Genomic DNA, 23944 nt, shown 5'->3' with positions numbered 1-23944 from the left:
CCCTAGAAAGAGCAGGTCCTAAGGTCCTAGAAAATAGCATGTCTCGCGTCAGGCATGAAAAAAGCGGCACTGTTAAACAGTCGCCGCTTTTTTTGGTTCTACTTCAGCTTCAGCTCTACCTAGATTCTGCTTTCGCTTTTCGTAGGACCCGCTCTTAATCTTCAATCGCCATTAGCTGGTCAATAGGCCAACGTGGGAAAGCTTTCACACCCAAATCGTTGTGCTCGCCGTTTTTCAGACGCTGCATGCCCGCGTAAGCAATCATGGCGCCATTATCGGTACAGAATTCGGTGCGAGGGTAATAGACCTCACCGCCAATAGACGCAGCCAGCGCTTCCAGTTTCACACGAAGGTGGCGGTTAGCACTCACACCGCCAGCAATCACAATGCGCTTCATGTGGCACTGTTTCAGCGCACGTTTGCACTTGATCACCAAGGTATCAACCACAGCGTCTTCAAATGCGCGGGCAATATCTGCACGCGTCTGGTCATCATTGTCGTTAGCCGCAATGGTATTGGCCGTAAACGTTTTCAAGCCAGAGAAGCTCATGTCCAAGCCCGGTACATTTGTCATCGGACGTGGGAAGGTAAAGCGACTGCTGTCCCCTTTCTCGGCCAGCTTAGAAAGCAGTGGGCCGCCTGGGTAATCAAGGCCCATCAGTTTAGCGGTTTTATCAAACGCCTCACCGGCGGCATCATCAATCGATTCACCAAGGATTTTGTACTCGCCAATGGCTTTCACTTCCACCAACAAGGTGTGGCCGCCAGAAACCAAGAGAGCAATAAACGGAAACGGAGGAGGGTTATCTTCCAGCATCGGTGCCAGCAAGTGACCTTCCATATGGTGAACGGCCACAGCCGGTAAATCCCATGCGTACGCAAGGCTGCGGCCAATTGTCGCGCCAACCAGCAACGCGCCCACCAAGCCAGGGCCTGCCGTGTATGCCACACCATCCAGATCTTGAGGCGTTAGTCCCGCCTCTTCTAGTGTCGCTTTGATCAATGGAATCGTCTTTTTCACATGATCGCGAGATGCGAGTTCGGGTACCACGCCGCCGTAATCAGCATGAACTTTAACCTGACTGTACAACTGATGTGCCAGAAGCCCTTTTTCATCATCATAAATCGCAACGCCAGTCTCATCGCACGATGTCTCGATGCCCAGAATTCGCATAACACCTCAGCTCACTTCGTTGATATTCAATCTGTCTTCTCAAAAACAGGCCGCAATATTACATGGGCGCGATCAAATTCACCAGTTATGCTTTACAAGCACCCGTAGATCGGATTAGAATTCCGCACCATTTTTAAACAAAGCTGGTCATTTTTTGTCTCCAGCGATTAACGAACAACCCCTGAGGTGAAAGGCACATGCCAGTAGTTAAAGTACGTGAAAACGAACCATTCGACGTAGCACTGCGTCGCTTCAAGCGCTCTTGTGAAAAAGCAGGTATTCTTTCTGAAGTTCGCCGTCGTGAGCACTTCGAAAAGCCAACTACCGTTCGCAAACGCGCTAAGGCTGCCGCTGTTAAGCGTCACCTGAAGAAGCTGGCTCGCGAGAACGCTCGCCGCGTTCGCCTGTACTAATTACGATTAATACAGGATTGTGATATGGAATTGATTGCTCGCATTAAGAGTGAACAAATAGTCGCGATGAAGGCGAAAGATAAACCTCGCCTTGGCACTATTCGCTTGATGATATCTGCAATTAGACAGCAAGAAATCGACGGTCAGAAAACGCTGACTGACGACGAAGCGCTGGCAGTGATCGTCAAGATGGTTAAGCAACGTCGTGACTCCGTATCGCAATACCAGTCAGCAGGTCGTGATGACCTTGCTGATGTGGAATTGGCTGAAATCTCTGTTTTAGAAGAATTTATGCCACAACCACTCAGCGACGACGAAGTGGATGCAATGGTAAAAGATGCCATCGCAGCCTCTGGTGCGAGTTCCATGCAAGACATGGGCAAAATCATGGCCCTCCTGAAACCTCAAGTTCAGGGCCGTGCTGACATGGGTAAAATCAGCCAATTGGTTAAATCCAATCTGGCATAGGGTTTTTACCCAACCTGCAAACAAGCCGTGCTATCCATTATGGAATGCGCGGCTTGTTCGTATCTTCTCGTTAGTAAATACTGTTACTGTTATCTGACTAGAACATACTGAATTCACACACGTTCTCGTATTCAAAAATCGCACAGACGTTTTGCAAACAGACATAGGTTTAACGCACATAGTTTTATGGCAGGAAAAATCCCACGCTCATTCATTGACGATCTACTTGCCCGACTAGACATTGTCGAGCTCATAGATGCGCGGGTAAAACTAAAAAAGCAGGGTAAAAACTACGGTGCCTGCTGTCCTTTCCATAACGAAAAAACCCCCTCATTCACGGTGAGTCAGGAAAAACAGTTCTACCACTGCTTCGGTTGTGGTGTTCACGGTAATGCCATCGATTTTGTGATGGAATTTGACCGACTTGAATTTGTTGAAGCGATTGAAGAACTGGCTTCACAGCTTGGTTTAGATGTCCCCCGTGAACAGAGTGATGGAGGCGCCCCAAAAGGCCCCTATGCGCGAAGCGATCAAAAACGCGACCTGTACCAGATGATGGGGCAAATCGCCCAATTCTATCAAAGCGGGCTGCGCAATGAAGCGGGACAAACAGCAATCGACTACCTTAAAGGCCGTGGCCTGTCTGGGGAAATCGTGCAAAAATTTGGCATTGGCTATGTCGCCGACGAGTGGGATCAAGTCCGCACCCGCTTTGGCAAAGACAATGCGAGTCAGCAAGCGTTAGTATCAACTGGCATGTTGATCGAAAACGATAATGGACGACGCTACGACCGTTTTCGCGGTCGAGTGATGTTCCCCATTCGTGATCGACGTGGCCGAGTGATTGCCTTTGGTGGTCGAGTATTAGGTGATGGTACGCCGAAATACCTCAACTCCCCAGAAACGCCCATTTTCCATAAAGGGCGAGAACTGTATGGCCTTTACGAAGTGCTTCAAGCGCATCGTGAACCGAAACAGCTTCTGGTAGTCGAAGGTTATATGGACGTGGTTGCGTTGGCACAGTTTGATGTTGACTACGCCGTCGCCTCACTGGGTACAGCGACCACGGCAGAACACATGCAAACCCTGTATCGACAGACATCGAGCGTGGTTTGTTGTTACGACGGAGACCGAGCCGGACGTGATGCAGCATGGCGCGCCATGGAGCAAGCACTGCCGCACTTAGTTGACGGCCGCCAATTGAAATTCATGTTTTTGCCCGATGGCGAAGACCCGGATTCCATGGTGAGAAAAGAAGGAAAAGAAGGCTTTGAACAACGCATGGCCAATGCCATGTCGCTATCAGAGTTCTTGTTCTCCACCCTAATGGAACAAGTGGACAGCAGCAGTCAAGAAGGCAAAGCCAAACTGACCACACTAGCCGTCCCATTGATCGACAAAGTTCCTGGGGGCACATTGCGCCTCTACTTAAGGAATACATTAGGGCAAAAGCTCGGTCTACCTGATGAACAGCAGCTTGAAAAGCTGCTCAGCAAACAAGGGCAAGCGCAAACACGCAAGCCACTACCAGAAATGAAACGCACGCCGATGCGAGAAGTCATTACACTGTTATTACAGAATCCTGGGTTTGTTGAATCTGTCCCGCCACTTGATGGCGTGGAAGCGCTGGGCGTACCTGGCTTAAATTTATTCACGACTATGCTTGAACTCTGTCGTCATCGTCCCAATATTACGACAGGTCAACTGCTCGAACATTGGCGTGGCTCAGATCAAGAAGCGTTGTTAGCCAAGTTGGCCAGTTGGGAACTTCCCATTACTGAAAACAATGCATTAGATGTATTTTTAGACTCACTGGACAAAATATTGGCTCAGTGTGTCGCGCAACAAATAGACAAATTACAGGCTCGAGACAGAAGCGTCGGCTTATCAGCCGAAGAGAGACGGGAATTATGGCAGTTACTTCAAAGCCGTCCCGACTAGTAAGTAGTCAGAACCATTGTAATTTGCTAGAATTGGCGGTTTGCGTTTCCGCATACTAAATTCTTCACTCAGACCCGAAGTTGGATATCGTCTATGGATCAAAATCCGCAGTCACAGCTAAAGTTGCTTGTCGCAAAAGGTAAGGAGCAAGGCTATCTAACCTATGCAGAAGTAAACGACCACCTACCAGAAGACATTGTCGATTCCGATCAGATTGAAGATATTATTCAGATGATCAACGACATGGGTATTCAGGTGGTAGAAACTGCTCCTGATGCCGATGAGCTGATGATGTCTGAAACTGTAGCTGACGAAGATGCCGTCGAAGCCGCAGCAGCAGCATTATCTAGCGTTGAATCTGAAATCGGCCGTACAACAGACCCTGTCCGCATGTATATGCGTGAAATGGGTACGGTAGAACTGCTTACCCGCGAAGGCGAAATCGACATCGCCAAACGCATCGAAGATGGTATCAACCAAGTACAGGTTTCGGTTGCCGAATATCCTGGCTCAATTGCATACCTGCTAGACCAATTCGATAAAGTTGAAGCTGAAGAGCTTCGTCTAACTGACATCATCTCTGGCTTTGTAGACCCAAGCCAAGACGACATCGCGCCGACAGCAACACATATCGGCTCAGAGTTGACAAAAGAGCAACTCGAAGATGAAGACAAAGATGATGACGACGAAGACGACGAAGAAGAAGAAGACACAGGCATTGACCCTGAGCTAGCGCGTGAGAAGTTCAATGAACTGCGCTTGGCTTATGACGCAATGCAAGTGGCTATCAACAAAAACGGACGTTTCCACAAAGACACGGCAGAATCAGTTGCAGAACTTTCTGAAGTGTTCAAGCAGTTCCGCTTGATCCCGAAACAGTTCGATCGCTTGGTTAAAGAAATGCGCGGCACAATGGATCGCGTACGTACACAAGAGCGCCTCATCATGCGCCTGTGTGTTGACCAAGCTAAAATGCCAAAGAAAACCTTCGTACAGCTATTTAGCGGTAACGAATCTTCTGATAACTGGCTGGATGCAGCACTAGCGTCAGAAAAACCGTTCGTTGATCGCCTAAAGCAATATGAAGAAGATCTGCGCCGCAGCGTACAGAAGCTGAAAATCATCGAAGATGAGACCGGCCTGAACGTTGAGCGTATTAAAGACATCAGCCGTCGCATGTCAATCGGTGAAGCGAAAGCACGCCGTGCGAAGAAAGAGATGGTTGAAGCGAACTTGCGTCTGGTTATTTCTATCGCGAAGAAATACACCAACCGTGGCCTACAATTCTTGGATCTAATCCAAGAAGGTAACATCGGCCTAATGAAAGCGGTAGACAAGTTCGAATACCGTCGTGGTTACAAGTTCTCCACGTACGCAACATGGTGGATCCGTCAGGCAATCACCCGTTCAATCGCTGACCAGGCACGTACTATTCGTATCCCTGTTCACATGATTGAAACCATCAACAAACTGAACCGTATCTCACGTCAGATGCTTCAGGAGATGGGCCGTGAGCCACTGCCAGAAGAACTGGCAGAGCGCATGCAAATGCCAGAAGACAAGATCCGCAAAGTGCTGAAGATCGCCAAAGAGCCAATCTCCATGGAAACACCAATCGGTGATGATGAAGATTCGCATCTGGGTGACTTTATCGAGGATACCACCCTCGAACTGCCAATGGACTCAGCGACAATGAACAACCTACGCATGGCAACCAGCGAAGTACTTGCTGGCCTAACGCCACGTGAAGCGAAAGTTCTGCGTATGCGTTTCGGTATCGACATGAATACCGATCACACGCTGGAAGAAGTCGGCAAACAATTTGACGTAACGCGTGAGCGTATTCGTCAGATTGAAGCGAAAGCACTGCGTAAGTTGCGTCACCCAAGCCGCTCAGAAGTTCTGCGCAGCTTCTTGGACGAATAATCCACACGGGTTAAGCAACAAAAATGAGAAGGCGAGCACAGCTCGCCTTTTTCATATCCAAGAAATGGTTTAAGTGGCTAAAATCCATACTGATTAGGGGGTGGTTGCGTCTAGACACCTCAACCACGTTCCCCTATAATCAACCGCCTACACGGCCCCTTAGCTCAGTGGTTAGAGCACTCGACTCATAATCGATTGGTCCCCAGTTCAAGTCTGGGAGGGGCCACCATATACAGCAAGGCCTGAGGGGTTAGTAACCACTCAGGCCTTTCGCGTTTTTAGAGCCGTTATAGCACCGTTATAGCAAATTTTTGCTATAACAAACTCGCTATTGCAGATCCCAAGTAACGCCCTACCTGTTTCACTTTTTTCTACAGACCCCATCGAATACCCCACTCAATCGTGTACCGAGATCTCACTGACTGTGATTAATTGGCTGTATCGTAAATTGATGAGTGACGGACATGCCAAAACGAAACGATCATATTCTGGTTTTGCTCACCAGTGCGCCTTGGTGGGTAAGCATCATTTTCTCAGCGGTTGTATACGTGGTTCTCGCATTCCTCGCCCCAGCTTGGCTGGAAAACGGCTCGGCGATAGGTGAAGGGCTTGCGCAAACCTCGGTGACGCTTGCGCCCATTTTGGGTGTGGTGTTTCTTGTTCCAGCGTTGTTATCAGTTATTAGAGATTGGTTATCGGGGTATTGAGTTTTTCTATGGCCAATACGCAGAATATTCACTTTCGTGCTTTAACGAACAGATAGCACTCTAAAGCTGAGGAATAAAAAACGTGAAATTGTTCGAGAATTTCCTTGATGTAATAACCAGCGAAAGAAATCAAATCTCGCTATTTAAAGGGAGCGTAGCTCTTGCAACGTTGTATTTGGTAGCAACCATACAAGTCATAAACACCACATTACCTATTGAGAAAAGTGCTTATGAGCTAAAGTTCGCCGTAGAGTACTCATTGAAGAAGGAGTTTAAGACATTCGAAAATATGGAATGTCACGTCGAACACATTAGTTTCAAAGACTGTAAACTGGCGAAATACCAACATAACTTATCAACAGCCGCAGTCGAGGCTCTGATTTCATTCCAAAAATCAGTTCTACAACTAGCCATCACTCTTTTAACTCTCTCAGTTTTCGGTTTTGTTACTAACCTAGTTACTCATCAAAAAGAATCAGAGGAAAATTCCCCCTTTTATAACCGCGAACAATCCTCAAGTAGTGATTCTAATGAGCAAACACCCCCAAGAACCAAGTAATTGAAGCGTCGTCTAGATCATGCATTGAAAATCATCTGGTTACTCGAATACATAGCCCAAAATACAGTTATTCAAAGAACTCCAAGTAAAAGCACATTTGCCACTAGGACAAATGCCACTCATTGACGCGGGTAATGATGGTTTTCCCACCTGCTGAGATACCTTTGAGTACCTTTAAAAGCTCCTCGTCGCTGTACATGGAGCTTTTTACCTCTCCCGTCGCGAAATCCACACTGAGTTCGTAATGCGGCGCGATAGCTTGTTCTGTGCGCTTACAGAACACACCGCCCATTAATGCCGTGTAGGATTTCCAACAGCCGTTATCAGCGGCTTCGTGAATGTCTGTGACTAACTTGCTCTCGCCCATCATTTCTTTCAGGCGACGCAGTTCACGCCATACCGTGACCGAACAACCGCCGAGTTGCTGAAACTGGCGAATGCTCCAACAGGCCGCCCACGCTTCCACCCTTGCCGCTGCGCATTTAGGGTCTTCACCGTAAACGCCTGATTCAAGGTTTTCGCCGTCGATGTTCTTGGAAATGTATTTCGCGATGTAACCCGTTGCTGAACCCTTGTTAGGGTCTATCTTCACTTCGGTGAAACGGTGTCGATCTGCACCAGCTTCGTCGCCATCTTCGCGCAAATTGTATTCGCGCATGGTATCTATCAACACGTCATAGTGCCTTGGCTCAACGAACAACAGTAAGTGCCAATGCGGTGTGCCGTCGTGTTGAGGCTCTACGACGCGAAAACCATAGAAACGCACCTCTTCACGTTGAAGTTTGGCGCGAATGAGTTTCCAAATGTCGTTTAGGTAGGCTTGCGCTTCGGCGGGTGTGTAACCGCCCCACTTTGGGTTTTCATCGCCCGTGGTGGCGTAACTGCGGTGATACTTTGACGGGCAAGTAAGCGTTAAAAACGTGGCTGAATGGCCGAGTTCGTTGGCAAGATCTTCAAAGCCACGCGCACGAACCATCAATTCCATTTTGCGGATTTTAGGATCAGACACGCCCTTTTGTGAAAGCTCCAACAGGCTAAAGCTTTGGCCTAGTTGGTTCGTGGCTATCGTGTTCTCAAGATAACGTGCTTGGTGAAACTTTTGTGCGGTTCTGGCATCGAGCGTTTCATCTGAACAGTAGATAGCTTTCACTCGGCTCACTTGGTTCAAATGGCGCATCACGGTTTCAATGTTCTTACGCAGTGCCTTTCTAAGTTTGCGTAGCCACCACGATTTATCAGAAAGCCTTCTTAGCCTTCCCTCTAACGTGTATTTGTTTTCGTCAGGCGGCTCAAAGCCAAAGCTCAGGCAAAGCGCGTGAAGGGCACTAATGGTTTCGTCTTCTGCACCATACAAAGTGCGACGGATAGATAACGCAGCATCAACCAGCGCTTCGGCTTCTTCACGCAGTTCATCTTCTGAAATATTGAGGTTGAGCTTTTCAGGGGAAACGGTCAGCTTCGAAACAAGGCTATCAACGGTTTCACGAAGGTCAGTATTTCGGGTGAAAGCGTCTGAAATAGCGATATAGCGTTTAAAGAGAATGCGTTGCGCTTTCGGTGGCAAACGGCAAAGCCGTTCCTCCACGAACGGCCTGTCGAATCTATCCAGTGTTTCGTATTCTTCCTCAGTGATTGGAGACATTGAGCGCCCTCCCTTCCTGAGTCAGTTCGAACACGTAACGTTTAACCCCATAGGGATAAATCGTTTGGTAGGTGATCAGCCCTTCACGGAAAAGCTTGAAAACAGTTCGGTGATTCAGCTTGATGTTGAATCCGCGTGAACCGATAAAAGAAGTTTGAGTAACACGATAATCGGCACATTGCTCAAACCAATGACCCTCTTGCATGGTTTTGATGATGCTTGTTAGGTATGGATTTAACTTAAGCATGAGCACCCCCATCACAAATGAGTTGGGTGTATTTGCGTTGGTTATCGAGCCATTGGTCGAGATCTTCTTTTAGGTAACGGACTGCACGACCAATTTTGATAAACGGTGGCGCTTCGGTGCGATTCTGGCGGTGGCCTTCCATGCGTGATTGACGCAGAAAGGAACGGCTCATACCGATATAGGCGGAAGTTTCTTGCTCTGTGTATGCGCGTTTTTGGGTGTTGTCTGATTGCATTTGGGTATCTCCTGATGTGTGTTAGGAGATACCGTAAGTGTCCCGATCGCGTCGGGAAGATAATCGGGAAGATGGTCGGGAAGGTTTTTAACTTTTCACTTTTCTTACCTCTGAAAGCAGGTTTTGAAAGGTTTTATATTTGGTAACTCGCACTGTGTCTTGTTGACCAAACCATTCGATTTCATCATTGTTCATATTGCTAATCAGGCTATCCACATCAATCTGTTTGGCATCGGTTTGATGATCCCGTTTGATTGCATTCCAAATGGTTCGTGCATTGGCTTCAACATTGCCAATAATCACCTTGTTGATCATGATTTTGAGGGGATGAATTTCAATATCGTTGGTATTCACAATAGGTGGGCTTTGGAGCGCATTTTGATTGGTATCTAAACCAAATACTTTGTGAACCGATACCAAATCAAAGCGAAGCTGATGTGCTTGCAAATATATGCTTTGAGACGCAATAACTTGCCTTTTTGTGCCTCCAATCGCTTGAAACAGATTGTTAAGGGCTTCCCTACTCTCTTCGGCACTGCGCTTTCGCTTAGGTAAGAGGGTTCTTTCTAATGTGCCTTTCCAATCGTCTATCTGTTCAATCGACACATAAGCGCTGACGGCGCATTCTGGTTTGGTAAAGTTTTTGACATGGTCAAACCGTTCAGTGCTGATATTTGGATAAGCCGACTCAACCGAACGCCAGTTTTCAATCTTATCTGGCTCTAGCACCACGACACGAGAAGTCGTCGCCTTGCCGTCGTTAAGTAGCTTTTTCGCCACATCAAGACCTAGCCGAGCGACGCCCTTGTAATCAAACACATTGGCGAGCGTTTTCGCTTCATGAAAGTAACCAAGGCTTTTACCTTCAATCAATGCGCACAAGGTTAACTTGTCGTTATCAATGGCGTCTAACAACTGGCCTTTGGTTAACGGCGTCACATCGGATATTTCGTCTAATCTGAAAAATCGCCTGTTGTCTTTCATATGCTCCCAAGCCTTTAGGCTTTCCCTCGCCTTATCATCGGTTATTGTTCGGCTTCGAAGCCGACATAACACAATGCCTCATAACGTTATGTTCCTAAACGTATAACCTAACGACAAGCGATCTGGCTCGTATTCTCGTAACGTTACATAACGGGAAAGCGCATTTAGTGAACCAACGGGCAAGGTTCGTTACATAACGTTATGTAGGGATGATGGTCAGGGATTGGGGACGTGTCGCCGGATGAATAGCCTTTAGGCTAGGCAAGCCGAACGCACAAGCCTTTAGGCTTGCCCGTTTCGGTTAGAAGCCAAGTGTTTGCGGGGCTTCGTCGGTTATCGAACCGAACGAGTGCTATAACCATGCTCGGATAGAAGTAAAACATGTACACCTCAACAAACAACATATCTATCACTAAACCTGCTATTAAATTGTTAACACTGCTGGTATCGAGCCCAAAAAACAATACAATCAATTACTCAGTGTAAGGATTAGGTGATACCTTCAGATTCGCTCTATCCAATTGTGAAACAGATAGTCCATACTAAATCCTCTAAGGGAAACTAGCCTTGTATACGTTCAGAAATACAGAAATAACAAATAAGAAATCTTCTGATTACGAGACAAAATCAATGCTTTACCTGCTGGGCATGAGAAATGATAGCAACAACATTGAGATTGTTATTGTTGATTGCTTCAATGACGTAACAGGTGTAGATGAGAACTTTACACTAATGCTCGATGTGCAAAGTAAGAACTACAGTAAATTCAATCCAGCCAAAATAGGCGAGAGCTTATTTACTCTCTATGATAATTTCATTTCAAATTTCAAATTCGACGCATACATCCTTTTTAGTCAACCTTTTGAGAAAGCATATTTACTAGATAGCAATCTAAATAGCTATAACTATGAAAACATACACGAGAAAACAAAAAAAAGAATAGAGAAAAAACTAAGAGAAGTAATACAAAAAAATCATTGCGTTATAGATGAAGATTCACTGGGTAAATTCTTATTATCGGTGAGTTTCTTCAATGACGACAAACCGTGCTCTCACTATATAAAATCCATGGTTGAGTTCGGTTCAAAGAAAATAATAAAGGATCTAACATATCAAAACATTTTCGATGAGATTAGAAACAAACAGTCATCCCTGAAAAACTCTGAAATTGAGAATATAACAATAGAAAAACCAGAAGACGTCATCAAATTAAATAGATTCATAACAAAAAATCAAATAAAAACCCTAATTATCAGTAGAATAATTGGAGTGAGTGATATCTTCAAAAGTGAAGGTGTTCCATACCCATTCTTAGAGGTAATAACAAAGGAATCTATAGGTTTCGACGGGGAAGTATTAAAAGATTTGATTTTTGAGTGTAACTCCAACCTGAGCAGAGCAATGTTTGATAAAGGAACCTCTCACAAATTCTGGAAAATATCAGAAGGGATAATAAAGAAAATAACAAAGGAAAAGTCAACTAACATATATGAGATTTATGAATCGATACATATAAAAAAAATAAACCCGCCATCTTACCTAGATAGGCTTTCAATTCTATACCTTATATCTTTAGTCGTTCAAGGAAATGAAAATGAAATTTAAAAAATTCGGCATGGGTAATGGCAAAGAAGCATTCTTCGAGTCTAGACTAAATGAAAAAGTAAATGTTATATATAGTGATGACAATAACAGGGGAAAGACTTTACTACTGCAAGGAATGCTATATTCCATCGGTAACAACCCTATTTTTCCCGAAGGTTTCGACTATAAGGATTACACATTCTATTCATTGATCGAGATGAACGGAAGCGAATTTCATTTCGTCAGGAAAAACTCTTCATTTATAGTAAAGTCTGATGATGGCTTAAGTATCTTTGACTCAGAACAAGAGCTACGTAGATATTTATCAAAGTTCTATGGCAAGATACCAAAGGTAAATAAAAAAGGAACAGACATCACTGTTGATCTAGCAACTTTGTATGAGACTTTCTTCATTGGCCAAGATAGAAGAACTCCTTCAGGCCTTATTGGCGATAGATATTTTAATAAAGAAGATTTCAAATCAATGCTAGCTCAACTATCAGGAATAGATAGACCTATTTATGTAAGTTTTGAAGAGTTGGAGATAAAAAATAAAATAAAGGAACTTCAAAATACACATAAGTCACTTTTAAAGAAAATTAAGATAATATCTAAAAACCCTCGCTTAGCTTCATTCACTTCCAAGTCAAAGGATAACATTGATGTTGAGGAGTTAAGAAAGAGAGCAAGAGAGATTTCAGACGAAATCTTAGACAAAAGAAAAAAAAGGAACAAGGAAGAAATTAGGGTTTCAAACCTAGAATCATTGAAAGGTGAGTTAAGCTCTCTCAACAGAAATATGCAGCTAGGTGAAGTTATCTGTAACGAGTGCGGTTCGGATAAAATTATATTTAAAAACAAAGACCTTAATTTTGACGTCTCAAATATAGAAGTTCGAGGTGAAATATTATCTTCAATATCAAAAAACATAGAAAGTAAAAATGAATTAATTGCATCCCTCTCACATGAAATAAACACTCTTCAATCAAAACTAACCAAATTAGAGAAAGAAAGCCCACCTGATATTTTTCAACTCGCCATGTTTAGTGATGACATTAGAACGATGGAAGAGTTTGACAAGGAAGCACATGAGGTCACCGCAGATATTAAAGAATATCAAAGACAAAAAGACAATTTATCAAAGGGTGTTAATGATACAAAAGCTCAAGTGGCTAAATTCATATCAGAAATAACAGATCATATGAATGAGATTTGTAGAGAGATCGATCATGATGGAAGGCTTAGATTTGATGATATATTTTCAAAACAACAAACTGTTTATTCAGGAAGTGATGAGCAAGAATATTACTTCTGTAGAACGCTTGCCATAAATAAAAAATTAAACCATACCTTCCCAATAATAATAGATTCATTTAGAGATGGAGAGCTCTCTACGTCGAAAGAAATGAAAATGCTTGACCTATACATAAAGCTTGGAAAACAAGTAATACTTACATCAACACTAAAGTCCGAAGAGTACAGCAATAATAAGTATTCAAATTCTAATATAAATGCAATTGACTATAGCAATCATAAAAATGGAAAGTTACTATCTAAGGAGTACAATGTTGAGTTCTTAGAGCATTTAGAAAACATTCCGGGATTAAACTTGTAGCAGTACATATTTTGGATTTCTCAACTTTAGATTCTACGCTATCAGCCTATAAGATTCACGGCCGCCGCCTTATGCTCTGGCGCTAAGTGTGCATACCTTAGCGTCATCTTAAGGTCGGCGTGGCCTAGCAGTTCACGAACTGTGTTCAGGTCAACGCCCGCCATCACTAGCTTACTTGCGAAGTGGTGGCGGAGATCATGAAAGTTGAAGCCTTCAATCATGGCAATATCTAGCACTGTCGCCCAAGGCTTTTTCACATCGGTTAGCGGTTTACCTGCTTCTTTTCCTTCAAACAGGTAACGAGAAGCAGGTGTTTGCTTTCGCCACTTTGTCAGCACATCAAAGGCTTCGTTGTTTAGTGGCATAGTGCGAGAGAGTTTTGATTTGGCGTTGCTGGCTTTCACTTGCAGGAAGCGCTCACCAAAGAACACGTCACTCCACTCAAGGCCGAGCAGTTCCCCACGGCGTAACCCTGTATTCATCGCTAACAACACGAGCGGTTCAACGTAATCCGCAAATGCTACGTCGTCCAAGCTTGGCATAGTGTCATAGCGGCGAATACTTCTGTGTTCATTGGCTGAACGCCTTGCCTCTCTGATTTTCCAATCCCTTTCTTTTAAAGCATGGCGTAAGCGCTTTTCTTCGGCTTCATTGAGGTAACGAACGCGGGTGTTATCGGCTTTAATAGCTTTCACTTTGCTGAGTTCGTGAGAGTCAATCAGCCCCCACTCAACAGCGCGTGATAATGCACCTTTGAGTGAATTCACTGTGTAGTTAATTGTGCCAGCAGCTTTACCAAGCTTGCGCTCTTTACTTCTCCACTTCTCAATCTCCCATGCGGTGATCTGGCTTAGGTCTTTATCTAGCAGGAATTTAAAGCGACTGAGTAAGTGCTTGATGGTTCGATCTGAGGTTTTTGGGTTTCGCATGGTTAGGAACGGCAAATAGCGTTCATTGAGGAAAGTGGAGAGCTTGAGGTGTTTTCGGCGCAGGTTGTCTTCCCTTGCCTGCTTTTTGATTTCTTGAACGTCATTACCTTTTGCCACTTCACCCGCTTTCGTTTTAGCAAGATCCCTTGCTTGAGCAGGGGTGATTTCGCTCGCCAATCCCAGCTTGTAATTTACCTGCTTTCCATCAATGCGGTAATAAAGGTAATAGGTGACTTTTCCCGCCTTTGACATGAGCGCATGAAAGCCTGCGATCTCGGTATCATTCAGTCGCCTTTCTTCTAAGGTAAGCTGTTTGAGACTGGTGGCGGTTATCTTCTTTTTAAGTGGCATGTTGTCGGCTTCCTTGCTTTCAATTCCTCCGTTATAGCATATTTATAGCAAAATTTTTATATCGCCATGAATTCCCGTGAACAAGGCAAAACAAACAACCACACGCAAGACTATGATTTAATTAATTTTATATATTCACTCCTGTTCATGGGTGTTCACTGATAAACAGTATTTTAGTTACTCATAATCGCATGGTCTTTGATTCAAAATGGAGATGTTTTATCAAACGAGAGGTATCAAACTTAAGGGACAGGCCAAGATATAACCCTGTTATCACACCCACGGAATACCCCATCCTGGCTTTATCCGCCGCGATATGAGACACCCTTTATGTATTTTCTCGGCGGTATAGATCGCCGAAAAATCATCAGGGCTAAATGCTAAGTGACTATCAACGGTACCGATTGACACACAATTGCCAATCTCAGCAAATGACTCTATGTCCAAATCAATTCGCCAAGTATTTGTGTCCCAACCTTTTGCAGCAACTCCTATGACCTATCAAAGCAAATCAATCCACTTCTTAGCTGATATGCCAATCCACACTTATTGCTTTGCTATTACACCTATTCACACATCCCATTTCGAGTACATCGAATTTCAAACGGCCGTTTTATGGCTATAGTCAAACGGTAAGCTAGAATGCATTTAGACTTACTTTAAGTGGGGTTACTGGCAATGTTAGACAGACTTGATTACCTGCAAAATCTCTTGCCCAGTGGGAATGCGAATCGCGTCGTCCCCATTTATATGTTTGCAACCGATGAGGGTCTACCCGTTATTTTGCGCGTGAACATGGGCAATGCGCGCAGCGATATTCCTGTTGCTTTGGTGGCATTTGATTTAGACCCGATAGCACCCACCATTCGGTGCGAAATCCAATACCCGACTGAGAACGTGAAAACCTCCCTTTTTGGGAAACTAACTGGGAGATGCTTTACGCTGGGCACGACCAACATTGATAACTGGTCAACGCTAGAGACGATAGTGAAAGCGAGTCTTTCTACTCTAGAATCCGAGCCTATTTCTGAATAGTATTTTTAACGCCATTCATTGACGACGGCGGGAGACATACACTTCCGCTCTAGTGTACGTGTGTGTGCAGAACCCTGTTTTTTTCATCATGCGTCAGTGACATTCTGGCGCAGACGCGGCAGCAATAAAGGCCTCGCCCTTGTCGGTATATCACCAGAAAAAAGACACAATTAGCCACACTTCACATATCCAACACTCCTTTGTATTGAATCTAAGAACGCACCATGGGTTCATCATTGGTGTGGGTGACAACGTTCACCGGAGCAAGGTATATGTACGGGGAGATTTTGGTGCTTTGACTTTGTTTTTCGAACAATAGAGAAAGCGCTTTCACAGCGCGATACAAAGTATATCCCTTTTTCTCTGCACTGAAATATTAGCTAAGCACCACACCAAGCACTGACTAACAACGGAGCAAATAACATGGAAGTGAGAACGCTCTCTGCAGTTTTTATCGCATTGTCATCAGCGATGATGCTGTCCTGCACATCTCACTATGACAGGGAGAATCCTTTGATTCATAAAAACAAACATTTCGGTTTATCGTCTACCACTGAAATCCTGCTGACCAGTGAAGCAGGCGATAAGATGTCTTTGATGGCTAATCAACCCTTTACCACTGAGCCTGTCAGCGGCACGCGGATCGTGATCCAACCTGATGTGGTAAAGCAAACGATCACGGGAATTGGTACGTCGTTTACCGAATCTTCGGCCTTTGTTCTCGCGCATTTGCCCGTTGAAAAGCGCCAAGCGGTGATGGAAAAACTGTATTCAGATTCCGGCGCGAATTTCTCTCTGACGCGAACCCCTATCGGCTCGACGGATTTTTCAGTGGAAGGAAAGCTTGGATATGCCGAAGTTGAAGGTGATACCGAGCTAAAACACTTTACTATCGCACCAGACAGCGACGGTTTTTCTAAGGCGAAGTACCCAGACATTCAAGATGAGTCTTTTGATGTGCTGCCGATGATCCACCAAGCCCAAGCGATCAAATCCATGCAAGATGACAGCACGCTGAATATTATTGCGTCGGCATGGACTGCGCCACCTTGGATGAAAGACATCGACACATGGTTTATCAAAGGGTCGAAAGAAAACGATTGGGAAGGCACTGGCGGTCAGTTGAAGCCAGAATATGTGTCTACCTATGCGAAGTATCTGCTGAAGTACCTTGAGCACTATAAAGAAGCCGGCGTAGAGATCTGGGGGTTAACGCCAGTTAACGAACCGCACGGTAACAGCGGTAACTGGGAAAGCATGCACTTTACCGCTGAAACCCAGAATACCTTCATCAAAGAGTTCCTTGGGCCGACGTTAAAAGAAAGCGCTTTCGCTGATACTCGCGTGTTGATCTACGATCAAAACCGCGATCACTTAGAGCATTGGACAGATGTGATCTTGGGCGATCCTGAGACTGCGCCATTTGTTTACGGCTCGGCGGTGCATTGGTATTCCAGCACTGTGGATGTGTATGAAGATGTTCTCGACAAGGTGCACAACACATTCCCTGACTTCGCCATTATTCACACCGAAGGGACGATCGATGATCTGGGGAAACCTGCACCAAAAGGCATTTTAGATCCGGTGAAGTTTCAAGAATCCGGCTGGTTCAACAATGATGAGTTCTGGTGGAATGAAAACGCAACGGATTGGGCATACACGGCAACGTGGGCGCCCAACCCAGAGAATCACCCTATCTATACGCCAGTTCATCGTTATGCGCGTGACATTATTGTTAGCCTGAACCATTGGATGGCGGGCTGGGTTGATTGGAATGCGGTGCTTGACCACAACGGCGGTCCAAATCACGCGGGCAATTTCTGCGGTGCGCCGATCATGATTGACGTGGAAAAAGGGCATGTTTACTACACGCCTATTTACGATGTGTTGGCGCAATTTAGCCGAACCATTCGTCCTGGCGATAAAGCCGTACAGGCTGATAAATTTTTGCACGGCCTAGAGCATGATGCATTGCATGCGAGTGCGACGATTAACAGCGATAACCTGCTAAGTGTGCAATTGCTGAATACCACCAAACAGCCAATCACGTTTGATTTGGTGATAGGTGCACAGAAAGCGAAAATTGAGATGCCAGCAAACGCCCTACAAACGGTTCGCGTGCAACTGTAAATACGGCAAGCGATCTTCACGGGAACAGGCGTTTTAAGCTGATATCAGCTTACGCTTAGAAAGATACGATATACAAAAAGCCTGAAAGAATCTGTCTCTCAGGCTTTTTTGCTTTTTCTTCATAATATGCAGAATTCACCTTACTGGCCGCCTCTATTTCATTGCCTATTCTCGTTTCTCATCACGACTAGCGCTATACTCGCACCGCTTTCCTAACTCGCACCTATAAGGTCTTCTTGATGTCATCCACACTCTCACACTTACCGGCTCATACTGTTACCGTACTCGACTTTGAAACCACGGGTTTATCCCCCAATATGGGTGACAGAGCGATCGAGATTGGCGCGGTAAAACTGGTTGATGGCGAAGTTGTTGATACGTTTCAGGCGCTCATGAACCCAGGGTTTCGAGTCAGCCGCTTTATTGAAGGGTATACCGGCATCACAAATAACATGCTGCGTACAGCTGCAAGTTGTGAAGAGGTGATGGCGCAGTTTGCTGAGTTTATTGCTGGAAGTAATCTGGTTGCACACAATGCGTCATTCGATAAGCGCTTTTTAGATGCAGAACTTCAGCCACTAGGTATTGGCTATTCGGGCCAGTTCGCCTGTTCAATGCTGATCGCACGGCGTCTTATTCAGGATGCGCCCAGTCATAAATTGGGTGAGCTGGTTCGGTTCAAGCGTATTGATAATGATGGTGTCTTTCACCGCGCATTGGCGGATGCTCAGATGACCGCGAAGCTATGGATGCTTATGCTCGACGATTTGGATCAGCAGCGTATTTGCAACCCTGAGTTTAGGTTGATGCAAACGATCAGTAAGACGAGTAAACAGGCGCTTGACGGTGTGTTTCGAAAAGTACGGGGAAGTTAGAGCGATACTTGGTGATTATCGATGGGTGTCAGTCTGACGACAAGATCGAATTTCGGTATAAGTCTCGCTCTCTATGCGTTTTTAGCGGGGCATTTATAGCACGGCGTTTATTACGCGGTTATCTCTGAAATGCTTAAATCATTAATGTACGGTAAATTCACCAACAACATTGCCACTCGGCTCAATGATTTTTCCTAGGCAGGTTTTGTCACAGTATTCGAAATCAATATTACGATTGGTCGATGTTATCTTTGGCAATATGTGCCTTTTCAAAACGTCACTGTTTAGCTGATGTATCTCTGCATTCCAAAATGCATTTTCTTTTTCTAAATGAAAATCAATTTTTATCATTATTTACTCTTAGTCATTAATTGCTTTTTTTCACGTGATAATTGGTACCAATGTTTTTGGCGTGTTGTTCTACGAGACATTATTATTCCTTTTTGTTTTTCTACAGATTCGTTTCTACACACACTGAGTGCGTAAACGAGCATAAGAAAGGGTGTTTTTTCGTGATTTTTAAGAAAGGTCTAAAGACGCAACATGGTGATTGTGCATTGCCACACTGCGTCATTACACAACGCTAACACCGATCAGTTAAAGTAAGCGTACTAACCAATCGATCATAGATTATAGCGCTGACACTTCACTTGCTTGTAGGCCTTTAGGCCCATCTTCTACGTTAAAGCTAACTTTTTGACCTTCGGCTAGGGTTTTAAAACCGTCAGAAACAATCGCGTTGAAATGACAAAATACGTCCTTTCCGCCATTATCTTGAGTAAGAAAACCAAAACCTTTCGCTTCGTTAAACCATTTTACTGAACCAGTCGTTTTAGCAGACATAGTGACCTCTATTTTTTAGATTAATGTTAAGTAAGGCTGATAATGAAAGCTATTGAATGTTCGATGAAGACAAATTTTGACGCAGGATATTAAACGAAGGGTATCGAGAAGTAGCTGAGAAGAAACTTATACTAAATGTGGCATTAACAACTCTTTTCTAAGAGCCAGCCATCACTATACCGCTTAAAATTTAAATAGCGAGATTTATTTTTAAGTTATTTTTGCATCACTTCTTGAGTGGTTTTTCGGCAGTTCTTGAGGACGTTAGCACCAAAAGTCGTCGATTTTCTTGTACTTTTTCACCTGACTTTCTGCGTTGCACATTGAGAACGTTTGCGGAAGCACCTGCGCATTCATCGCCCAAATAACTGACGCTTTAATCAATAAGTAGGGCTATAAACCAAGCGTTAACACGCGTAGATATGCAACACACTCATTTCGTTATTGAGAAAATGAGGGTAATAATCCCAACTTATTGAAATTCATCTCAGTTTTTACATAAATAAATGATAAGTTTCACACTCTTTTGACTAAACCGTTATCCATGTGATGCCAGATTTCAAAGACATTTTAGACATTCATCCCAATCCTTGCGTGATCCATATCGATTTCGTGCCTAAGTACGCCAACAATGCCTTCGCAAAGTTCAGCGGCATGGCGAGCGCCGAGGACGTATTGAACCTAGAAAGTATTCAAGTGTTGTTTGAAGAAGATCACTGGCCAGAAGCACGCCGGCGCTACAAGCATGCCATTGAAACAGGCACACCTACCCCACCAGAAGTCATCAATCACACTGATTTAAAAGGCAATCCAATGATCGCGGAAATCACAGATAAAGTGATTGATTGGTATGGTGAAAAAGCGATGTGTACGTTTGTGAGTGTGGTAACCGATCAGGTATGCCGAGAGCGTACGTTGAGGGACATGGCAAATAGAGATGATCTCACCAACCTCTATAATCGCCGTTATTTGCTCGATTTGTTTAACGATCGAAATACAACGCCCCAACGCCGACAGTACCTTGCAATGGTGGACATTGATCACTTTAAACGCATCAACGATAGTTTTGGCCATCCTGTTGGTGATCTTGTCCTCAAGCAATTAGCACGCATTATCGAAGAATTCACAGAGCCGGAAGAGTGTGCTTTTCGTTTAGGTGGTGAGGAATTTGCACTACTTCTAAGAGCTGACGACCGAAACCATGCCAGTGGGAGGCTTGAGATGCTGCGTTGTTCGATAGAAGATCTAACGGTACGTGTTAGTCAGTCAAATAAGCAGCCATTGGCTATCAACTGCACCGTGTCGATTGGTTTCACTCAAATCAGCGATTCGGAAGGGTTTATATCAGCCAGCCTGCGAGCAGATAAATCACTGTATCAGGCCAAAGAATCTGGTCGCAATAAGGTCATGAATAATGACTGTGGTGATTAAGTCCCGACTCTTTGCCAGCATGATGAATCGCGTTAGCTCGGCAGTGAAATAACCACACCTACGACCGCGGCATGCTTCTTGTGTAAGAAGTGTAGTGGTTTAATGATCCCGGACACCATTTAAGGTGGTAAAGTCACCACTAAAGAAAGAGGTGTTCCATGACAAGACAACGTCGTTCATTCTCCGCTGAATTTAAACTGGAAGCAGCCTGTTTGGTACTTGACCAAGGGTATTCAATTGCTGAGGCTAGCCGCTCATTAAACGTCGGTGAAACGGGACTCAGACGCTGGGTCACACAACTTGAACAAGAGCGCGGAGGTAGTACGCCAGTTTCCAAAGCCTTAACGCCAGAGCAGCAGAAAATCCAAGAGTTAGAGGCAAGGATCCATCGACTTGAACGAGAAAAATCCATTCTAAAAAAGGCTACTGCTCTCTTGATGTCGGACGAACTCGAACGTACGCGCTGATAGACCAATTGAGAGAGCAAGAACCGGTAGAATTGGTTTGTGCTGTGTTAGATATTGCTACGTCGACTTACTATGAGCATTGCCAACGGCGCCATGATATTGATGCTGAACGTTTGCATCTTCGTAGCGAGATCAACCGACTGTTTACGCTGAGCAGAAGCTCTGCGGGTAGTCGCACTCTGGTCGACATGATGACTGATCTCGGACATAAGATTGGCCGATTCAAGGTTCGCCGATTGATGAAAGAGGCACAACTCATCAGTAAGCAACCCGGCTCACATAACTATAAGCAAGCCTCGATTGAACGGCTTGATATTCCCAATCAGCTTGATCGTCAGTTCAGTGTCGCAGCCCCAGATCAAGTCTGGTGCGGTGATATTACCTATATATGGGCGGGTCAACGTTGGTGCTATCTTGCCGTTGTCATTGACCTGTATCGCAGACGGGTTGTCGGTTGGGCCATGTCTGACAGTCCTGATGCGGCATTGGTTACAAAAGCGTTGTCGATGGCGTATGAGCAACGAGGAAAACCAAGTGGCGTGATGTTCCATTCGGATCAGGGGTCTCAATACGGCAGCCGCCAGTTTCGACAACACCTGTGGCGGTATCGGATGACACAAAGCATGAGTCGCCGTGGCAACTGTTGGGACAACGCTCCGATGGAAAGGCTATTTAGAAGTCTAAAATCTGAATGGATACCAGCAACAGGCTATGCATCTTTCGCTGAGGCATCCAAAGATATCAGCCATTACCTGATGAGCTATTACAACTGGAAGAGACCGCATAGTTATAACGGTGGTCTTCCACCTGCAAAAGCTGAAAATCGGCCTAATTTACTGTCCGGAATGAGTTGACCACTACAAAGTGACTCGGGTATGTGTCATGTTAATTCATAACACCCAGTAACTGAGAAGGCTTAAGCTCACTCGATAGGGATTTCGCTCTCACCGTGTTACGCCCAGCAGCTTTCGCCAAATACATCAACTTATCCGCTTGATGGATCAAGGAATCTAGCGACAGTTGACCTTGATTCGTATCCACCAGTACTGCTCCAATTGAAGCACTCACTTGCAGCCCTAGGTCTGATTGCGATGCGCTAGGAACCAGGTAGTAACAAATATATTCAGTGACGGCATCAAGCTGTTCACGGCTTTTGACATCCAAGAGTAAACAAAACTCTTCCCCACCCAAACGCGATAGTGCAATACCTTCTTCCAGCGCCTGTTCAAATGCTTTGCCCAAGCTCATCAACACTTCGTCACCTTTGCTATGGCCAAAACTGTCGTTAATTTTCTTGAAATGGTCGACATCAATCACTAACACCGCCAATTGATGACGTTTTATCAATGCTGTGACTTTTCGGCTTTCAAACTCTTTTTCAAGGCCTCGACGATTCAACAAGCCAGTCAGCGAGTCGGTAAAAGCATACGCTTCCAGTTTTTTATTGAGTGCTTTCAAATCACGCGTTTTACGCTGTACGGTTTGGCGAAGAAGGACAATGTAGCTTAGTGTCACCAAGACAACCAACACGATCCCCAAAGGCCAAATCCATCCTGGCACAGTAAACACACGGCTGGTATTGAGCCATTTCTGTTCAATGCGTGTCATGTCTAAAACTGGAATTTTCTTCATGCCTGCCATGATCTCATCTCGCAGTGCTTCATTGCCTTCAGGCACGGCGGCATAAATCATTTTGGTATAAAGAATATCAACAGGAATGAACTGATATGGGTCAGCCCGCTGTGATAGGTAATAGGTGGCGACTTGGGTGTCGAGCAACATACGGTTCACTTGCCCATTCAGTGCGGCATCAATCAGCTTGGCGTTGTTATCAAAAGCCACCAATTCAACCAACGGATATCGAGAGCCTAGATGCTCTTCTTCGTATCCTCCTCGCACCACACCTATCTTCATTCCGGGCAGGATACTTTGCGTTTTCAGTTGTTCACTGTCGTTAACAATATACAGAGAAGCGGATATCTCAAAGAGTGGTAGCGTGTACTCCAAATAAAGATCGCGAGATGATGAGTACAACAGTCCGGCATGCACTTTCCTTCCCCCTTCTGCCACCAAATCTAAGGAATCACTCCAATCAGACAGAATGAATTCCACAGGAACATTGTTGACCTCACCGTACAAACGCCAATAGTCCACCAATAGCCCTTTCGGCTCACCATTTTCAACAAATGCAAAAGGTTTCCAACTGTGGGAGTTAGTCACTGTCAAAGTATTTTCACCCGTCGAAGGCATCGCCATACCGACCGACGCCCACGAGAAAATCGCGGCTGTTACAACCCACGCAACCAATTGACGATACAAATGCATTTCCTTGAAGAACGCCACCTTGGCGAATAATTTGATAACATTGTCGCAAAATTTGAGCGGGTC

At 44.8% G+C, this 23944-nt stretch carries 22 protein-coding genes and 1 tRNA gene; 14 read left to right on the top strand and 9 right to left on the bottom strand.

Annotation, left to right across the window (positions count from 1 at the left end):
* Positions 1-154: 154 nt before the first annotated feature.
* The gene (tsaD, locus tag AB8599_RS01890) at positions 155-1174 is read right to left on the bottom strand and encodes a tRNA (adenosine(37)-N6)-threonylcarbamoyltransferase complex transferase subunit TsaD (protein ID WP_407332127.1); all 1020 of its coding nucleotides are present in this window, start codon (positions 1172-1174) and stop codon (positions 155-157) included.
* A gap of 197 nt (positions 1175-1371) precedes the next feature.
* Here tsaD and rpsU point away from each other — a divergent pair, with 197 nt between their 5' ends.
* From rpsU to AB8599_RS01855, 7 genes are all read left to right on the top strand, one after another.
* The gene (rpsU, locus tag AB8599_RS01885; protein ID WP_002537656.1) at positions 1372-1587 is read left to right on the top strand and encodes a 30S ribosomal protein S21; all 216 of its coding nucleotides are present in this window, start codon (positions 1372-1374) and stop codon (positions 1585-1587) included.
* A 24-nt stretch (positions 1588-1611) separates the two neighbouring features.
* Positions 1612-2055: a GatB/YqeY domain-containing protein gene (locus tag AB8599_RS01880; RefSeq protein ID WP_407332126.1), complete on the top strand. Its 444-nt coding sequence runs from the start codon at positions 1612-1614 to the stop codon at positions 2053-2055.
* Positions 2056-2241: 186 nt separating this feature from the next.
* Entirely contained in the window at positions 2242-3996 is a 1755-nt protein-coding gene (gene dnaG / locus AB8599_RS01875) for a DNA primase (protein ID WP_407332125.1), read from the top strand.
* Between the two features lie 93 nt (positions 3997-4089).
* Entirely contained in the window at positions 4090-5922 is a 1833-nt protein-coding gene (gene rpoD, locus AB8599_RS01870; protein ID WP_407332124.1) for an RNA polymerase sigma factor RpoD, read from the top strand.
* Positions 5923-6075: 153 nt separating this feature from the next.
* Positions 6076-6151 (top strand) — tRNA-Ile (locus AB8599_RS01865).
* 235 nt (positions 6152-6386) lie between these two features.
* Entirely contained in the window at positions 6387-6629 is a 243-nt protein-coding gene (locus tag AB8599_RS01860) for a hypothetical protein (protein WP_407332123.1), read from the top strand.
* Between the two features lie 82 nt (positions 6630-6711).
* Positions 6712-7188 (top strand): hypothetical protein, encoded by a 477-nt coding sequence (locus AB8599_RS01855; protein WP_407332122.1) that lies wholly within the window; start codon positions 6712-6714, stop codon positions 7186-7188.
* A gap of 103 nt (positions 7189-7291) precedes the next feature.
* Here the strand turns inward: AB8599_RS01855 and AB8599_RS01850 are convergent, their stop codons facing one another.
* The 4 genes from AB8599_RS01850 to AB8599_RS01835 form a co-directional block, all read right to left on the bottom strand.
* Positions 7292-8830, bottom strand: a complete 1539-nt coding sequence (locus AB8599_RS01850; protein WP_407332121.1) for a replication endonuclease — start codon at positions 8828-8830, stop codon at positions 7292-7294.
* Positions 8814-9077: a hypothetical protein gene (locus AB8599_RS01845; protein ID WP_407332120.1), complete on the bottom strand. Its 264-nt coding sequence runs from the start codon at positions 9075-9077 to the stop codon at positions 8814-8816. The genes AB8599_RS01850 and AB8599_RS01845 overlap by 17 nt, the downstream gene beginning before the upstream one ends.
* The gene (locus AB8599_RS01840) at positions 9070-9312 is read right to left on the bottom strand and encodes a helix-turn-helix transcriptional regulator (protein ID WP_407332119.1); all 243 of its coding nucleotides are present in this window, start codon (positions 9310-9312) and stop codon (positions 9070-9072) included. The genes AB8599_RS01845 and AB8599_RS01840 overlap by 8 nt, the downstream gene beginning before the upstream one ends.
* Positions 9313-9399: 87 nt before the next feature.
* Positions 9400-10296, bottom strand: a complete 897-nt coding sequence (locus AB8599_RS01835) for a hypothetical protein (protein WP_407332118.1) — start codon at positions 10294-10296, stop codon at positions 9400-9402.
* 567 nt (positions 10297-10863) lie between these two features.
* Here AB8599_RS01835 and AB8599_RS01830 point away from each other — a divergent pair.
* Positions 10864-11901 (top strand): hypothetical protein, encoded by a 1038-nt coding sequence (locus tag AB8599_RS01830; RefSeq protein ID WP_407332117.1) that lies wholly within the window; start codon positions 10864-10866, stop codon positions 11899-11901.
* A complete protein-coding gene (locus AB8599_RS01825; RefSeq protein ID WP_407332116.1) occupies positions 11891-13495 on the top strand; it encodes a hypothetical protein in 1605 nt (534 codons plus the stop codon). Before AB8599_RS01830 ends, AB8599_RS01825 begins: the two co-directional genes overlap by 11 nt.
* 41 nt (positions 13496-13536) lie before the next feature.
* Here the strand turns inward: AB8599_RS01825 and AB8599_RS01820 are convergent, their stop codons facing one another.
* Entirely contained in the window at positions 13537-14775 is a 1239-nt protein-coding gene (locus tag AB8599_RS01820) for a tyrosine-type recombinase/integrase (RefSeq protein ID WP_407332115.1), read from the bottom strand.
* Between the two features lie 678 nt (positions 14776-15453).
* Here AB8599_RS01820 and AB8599_RS01815 point away from each other — a divergent pair.
* The 3 genes from AB8599_RS01815 to AB8599_RS01805 all read left to right on the top strand — a co-directional run bounded on the left by AB8599_RS01815 (position 15454) and on the right by AB8599_RS01805 (position 18815).
* Positions 15454-15810 carry a hypothetical protein gene (locus AB8599_RS01815; protein WP_407332114.1) on the top strand — a complete coding sequence of 119 codons (357 nt, stop codon included), beginning with the start codon at positions 15454-15456 and terminating at the stop codon, positions 15808-15810.
* A 423-nt stretch (positions 15811-16233) separates the two neighbouring features.
* Positions 16234-17940, top strand: a complete 1707-nt coding sequence (locus AB8599_RS01810; RefSeq protein ID WP_407332113.1) for a glycoside hydrolase family 30 protein — start codon at positions 16234-16236, stop codon at positions 17938-17940.
* A 239-nt stretch (positions 17941-18179) separates the two neighbouring features.
* A complete protein-coding gene (locus AB8599_RS01805) occupies positions 18180-18815 on the top strand; it encodes a PolC-type DNA polymerase III (protein ID WP_407332112.1) in 636 nt (211 codons plus the stop codon).
* Positions 18816-18956: 141 nt separating this feature from the next.
* Here AB8599_RS01805 and AB8599_RS01800 read toward each other — a convergent pair whose 3' ends face one another.
* Together AB8599_RS01800 and AB8599_RS01795 are read right to left on the bottom strand one after the other, a co-directional pair.
* Positions 18957-19166, bottom strand: a complete 210-nt coding sequence (locus tag AB8599_RS01800) for a hypothetical protein (RefSeq protein ID WP_407332111.1) — start codon at positions 19164-19166, stop codon at positions 18957-18959.
* Positions 19167-19445: 279 nt separating this feature from the next.
* Positions 19446-19658 (bottom strand): cold-shock protein, encoded by a 213-nt coding sequence (locus AB8599_RS01795; protein WP_407332110.1) that lies wholly within the window; start codon positions 19656-19658, stop codon positions 19446-19448.
* 549 nt (positions 19659-20207) lie between these two features.
* Between AB8599_RS01795 and AB8599_RS01790 the strand changes: the two genes are divergently transcribed.
* Positions 20208-21089 carry a GGDEF domain-containing protein gene (locus AB8599_RS01790; protein ID WP_407332109.1) on the top strand — a complete coding sequence of 294 codons (882 nt, stop codon included), beginning with the start codon at positions 20208-20210 and terminating at the stop codon, positions 21087-21089.
* Between the two features lie 158 nt (positions 21090-21247).
* Positions 21248-22410, top strand: a protein-coding gene (locus AB8599_RS01785; protein WP_407332108.1) for an IS3 family transposase whose coding sequence is annotated in 2 segments (ribosomal slippage) — positions 21248-21503 and positions 21503-22410 — 1164 coding nt in all. Because the reading frame shifts where the segments join, the coding sequence is not laid out codon by codon here.
* Between the two features lie 31 nt (positions 22411-22441).
* On the opposite strand, the gene AB8599_RS01780 is transcribed toward AB8599_RS01785, so the two are convergent.
* Positions 22442-23881 carry a sensor domain-containing diguanylate cyclase gene (locus AB8599_RS01780; RefSeq protein WP_407332107.1) on the bottom strand — a complete coding sequence of 480 codons (1440 nt, stop codon included), beginning with the start codon at positions 23879-23881 and terminating at the stop codon, positions 22442-22444.
* Positions 23882-23944: the final 63 nt, after the last annotated feature.

The organism is Enterovibrio litoreus (assembly GCF_045679545.1).
Lineage (GTDB): Bacteria > Pseudomonadota > Gammaproteobacteria > Enterobacterales > Vibrionaceae > Enterovibrio.
The sequence above is the reverse complement of the archived record's forward strand: the minus strand, read 5'-3'. Positions and strand labels throughout refer to the sequence as shown.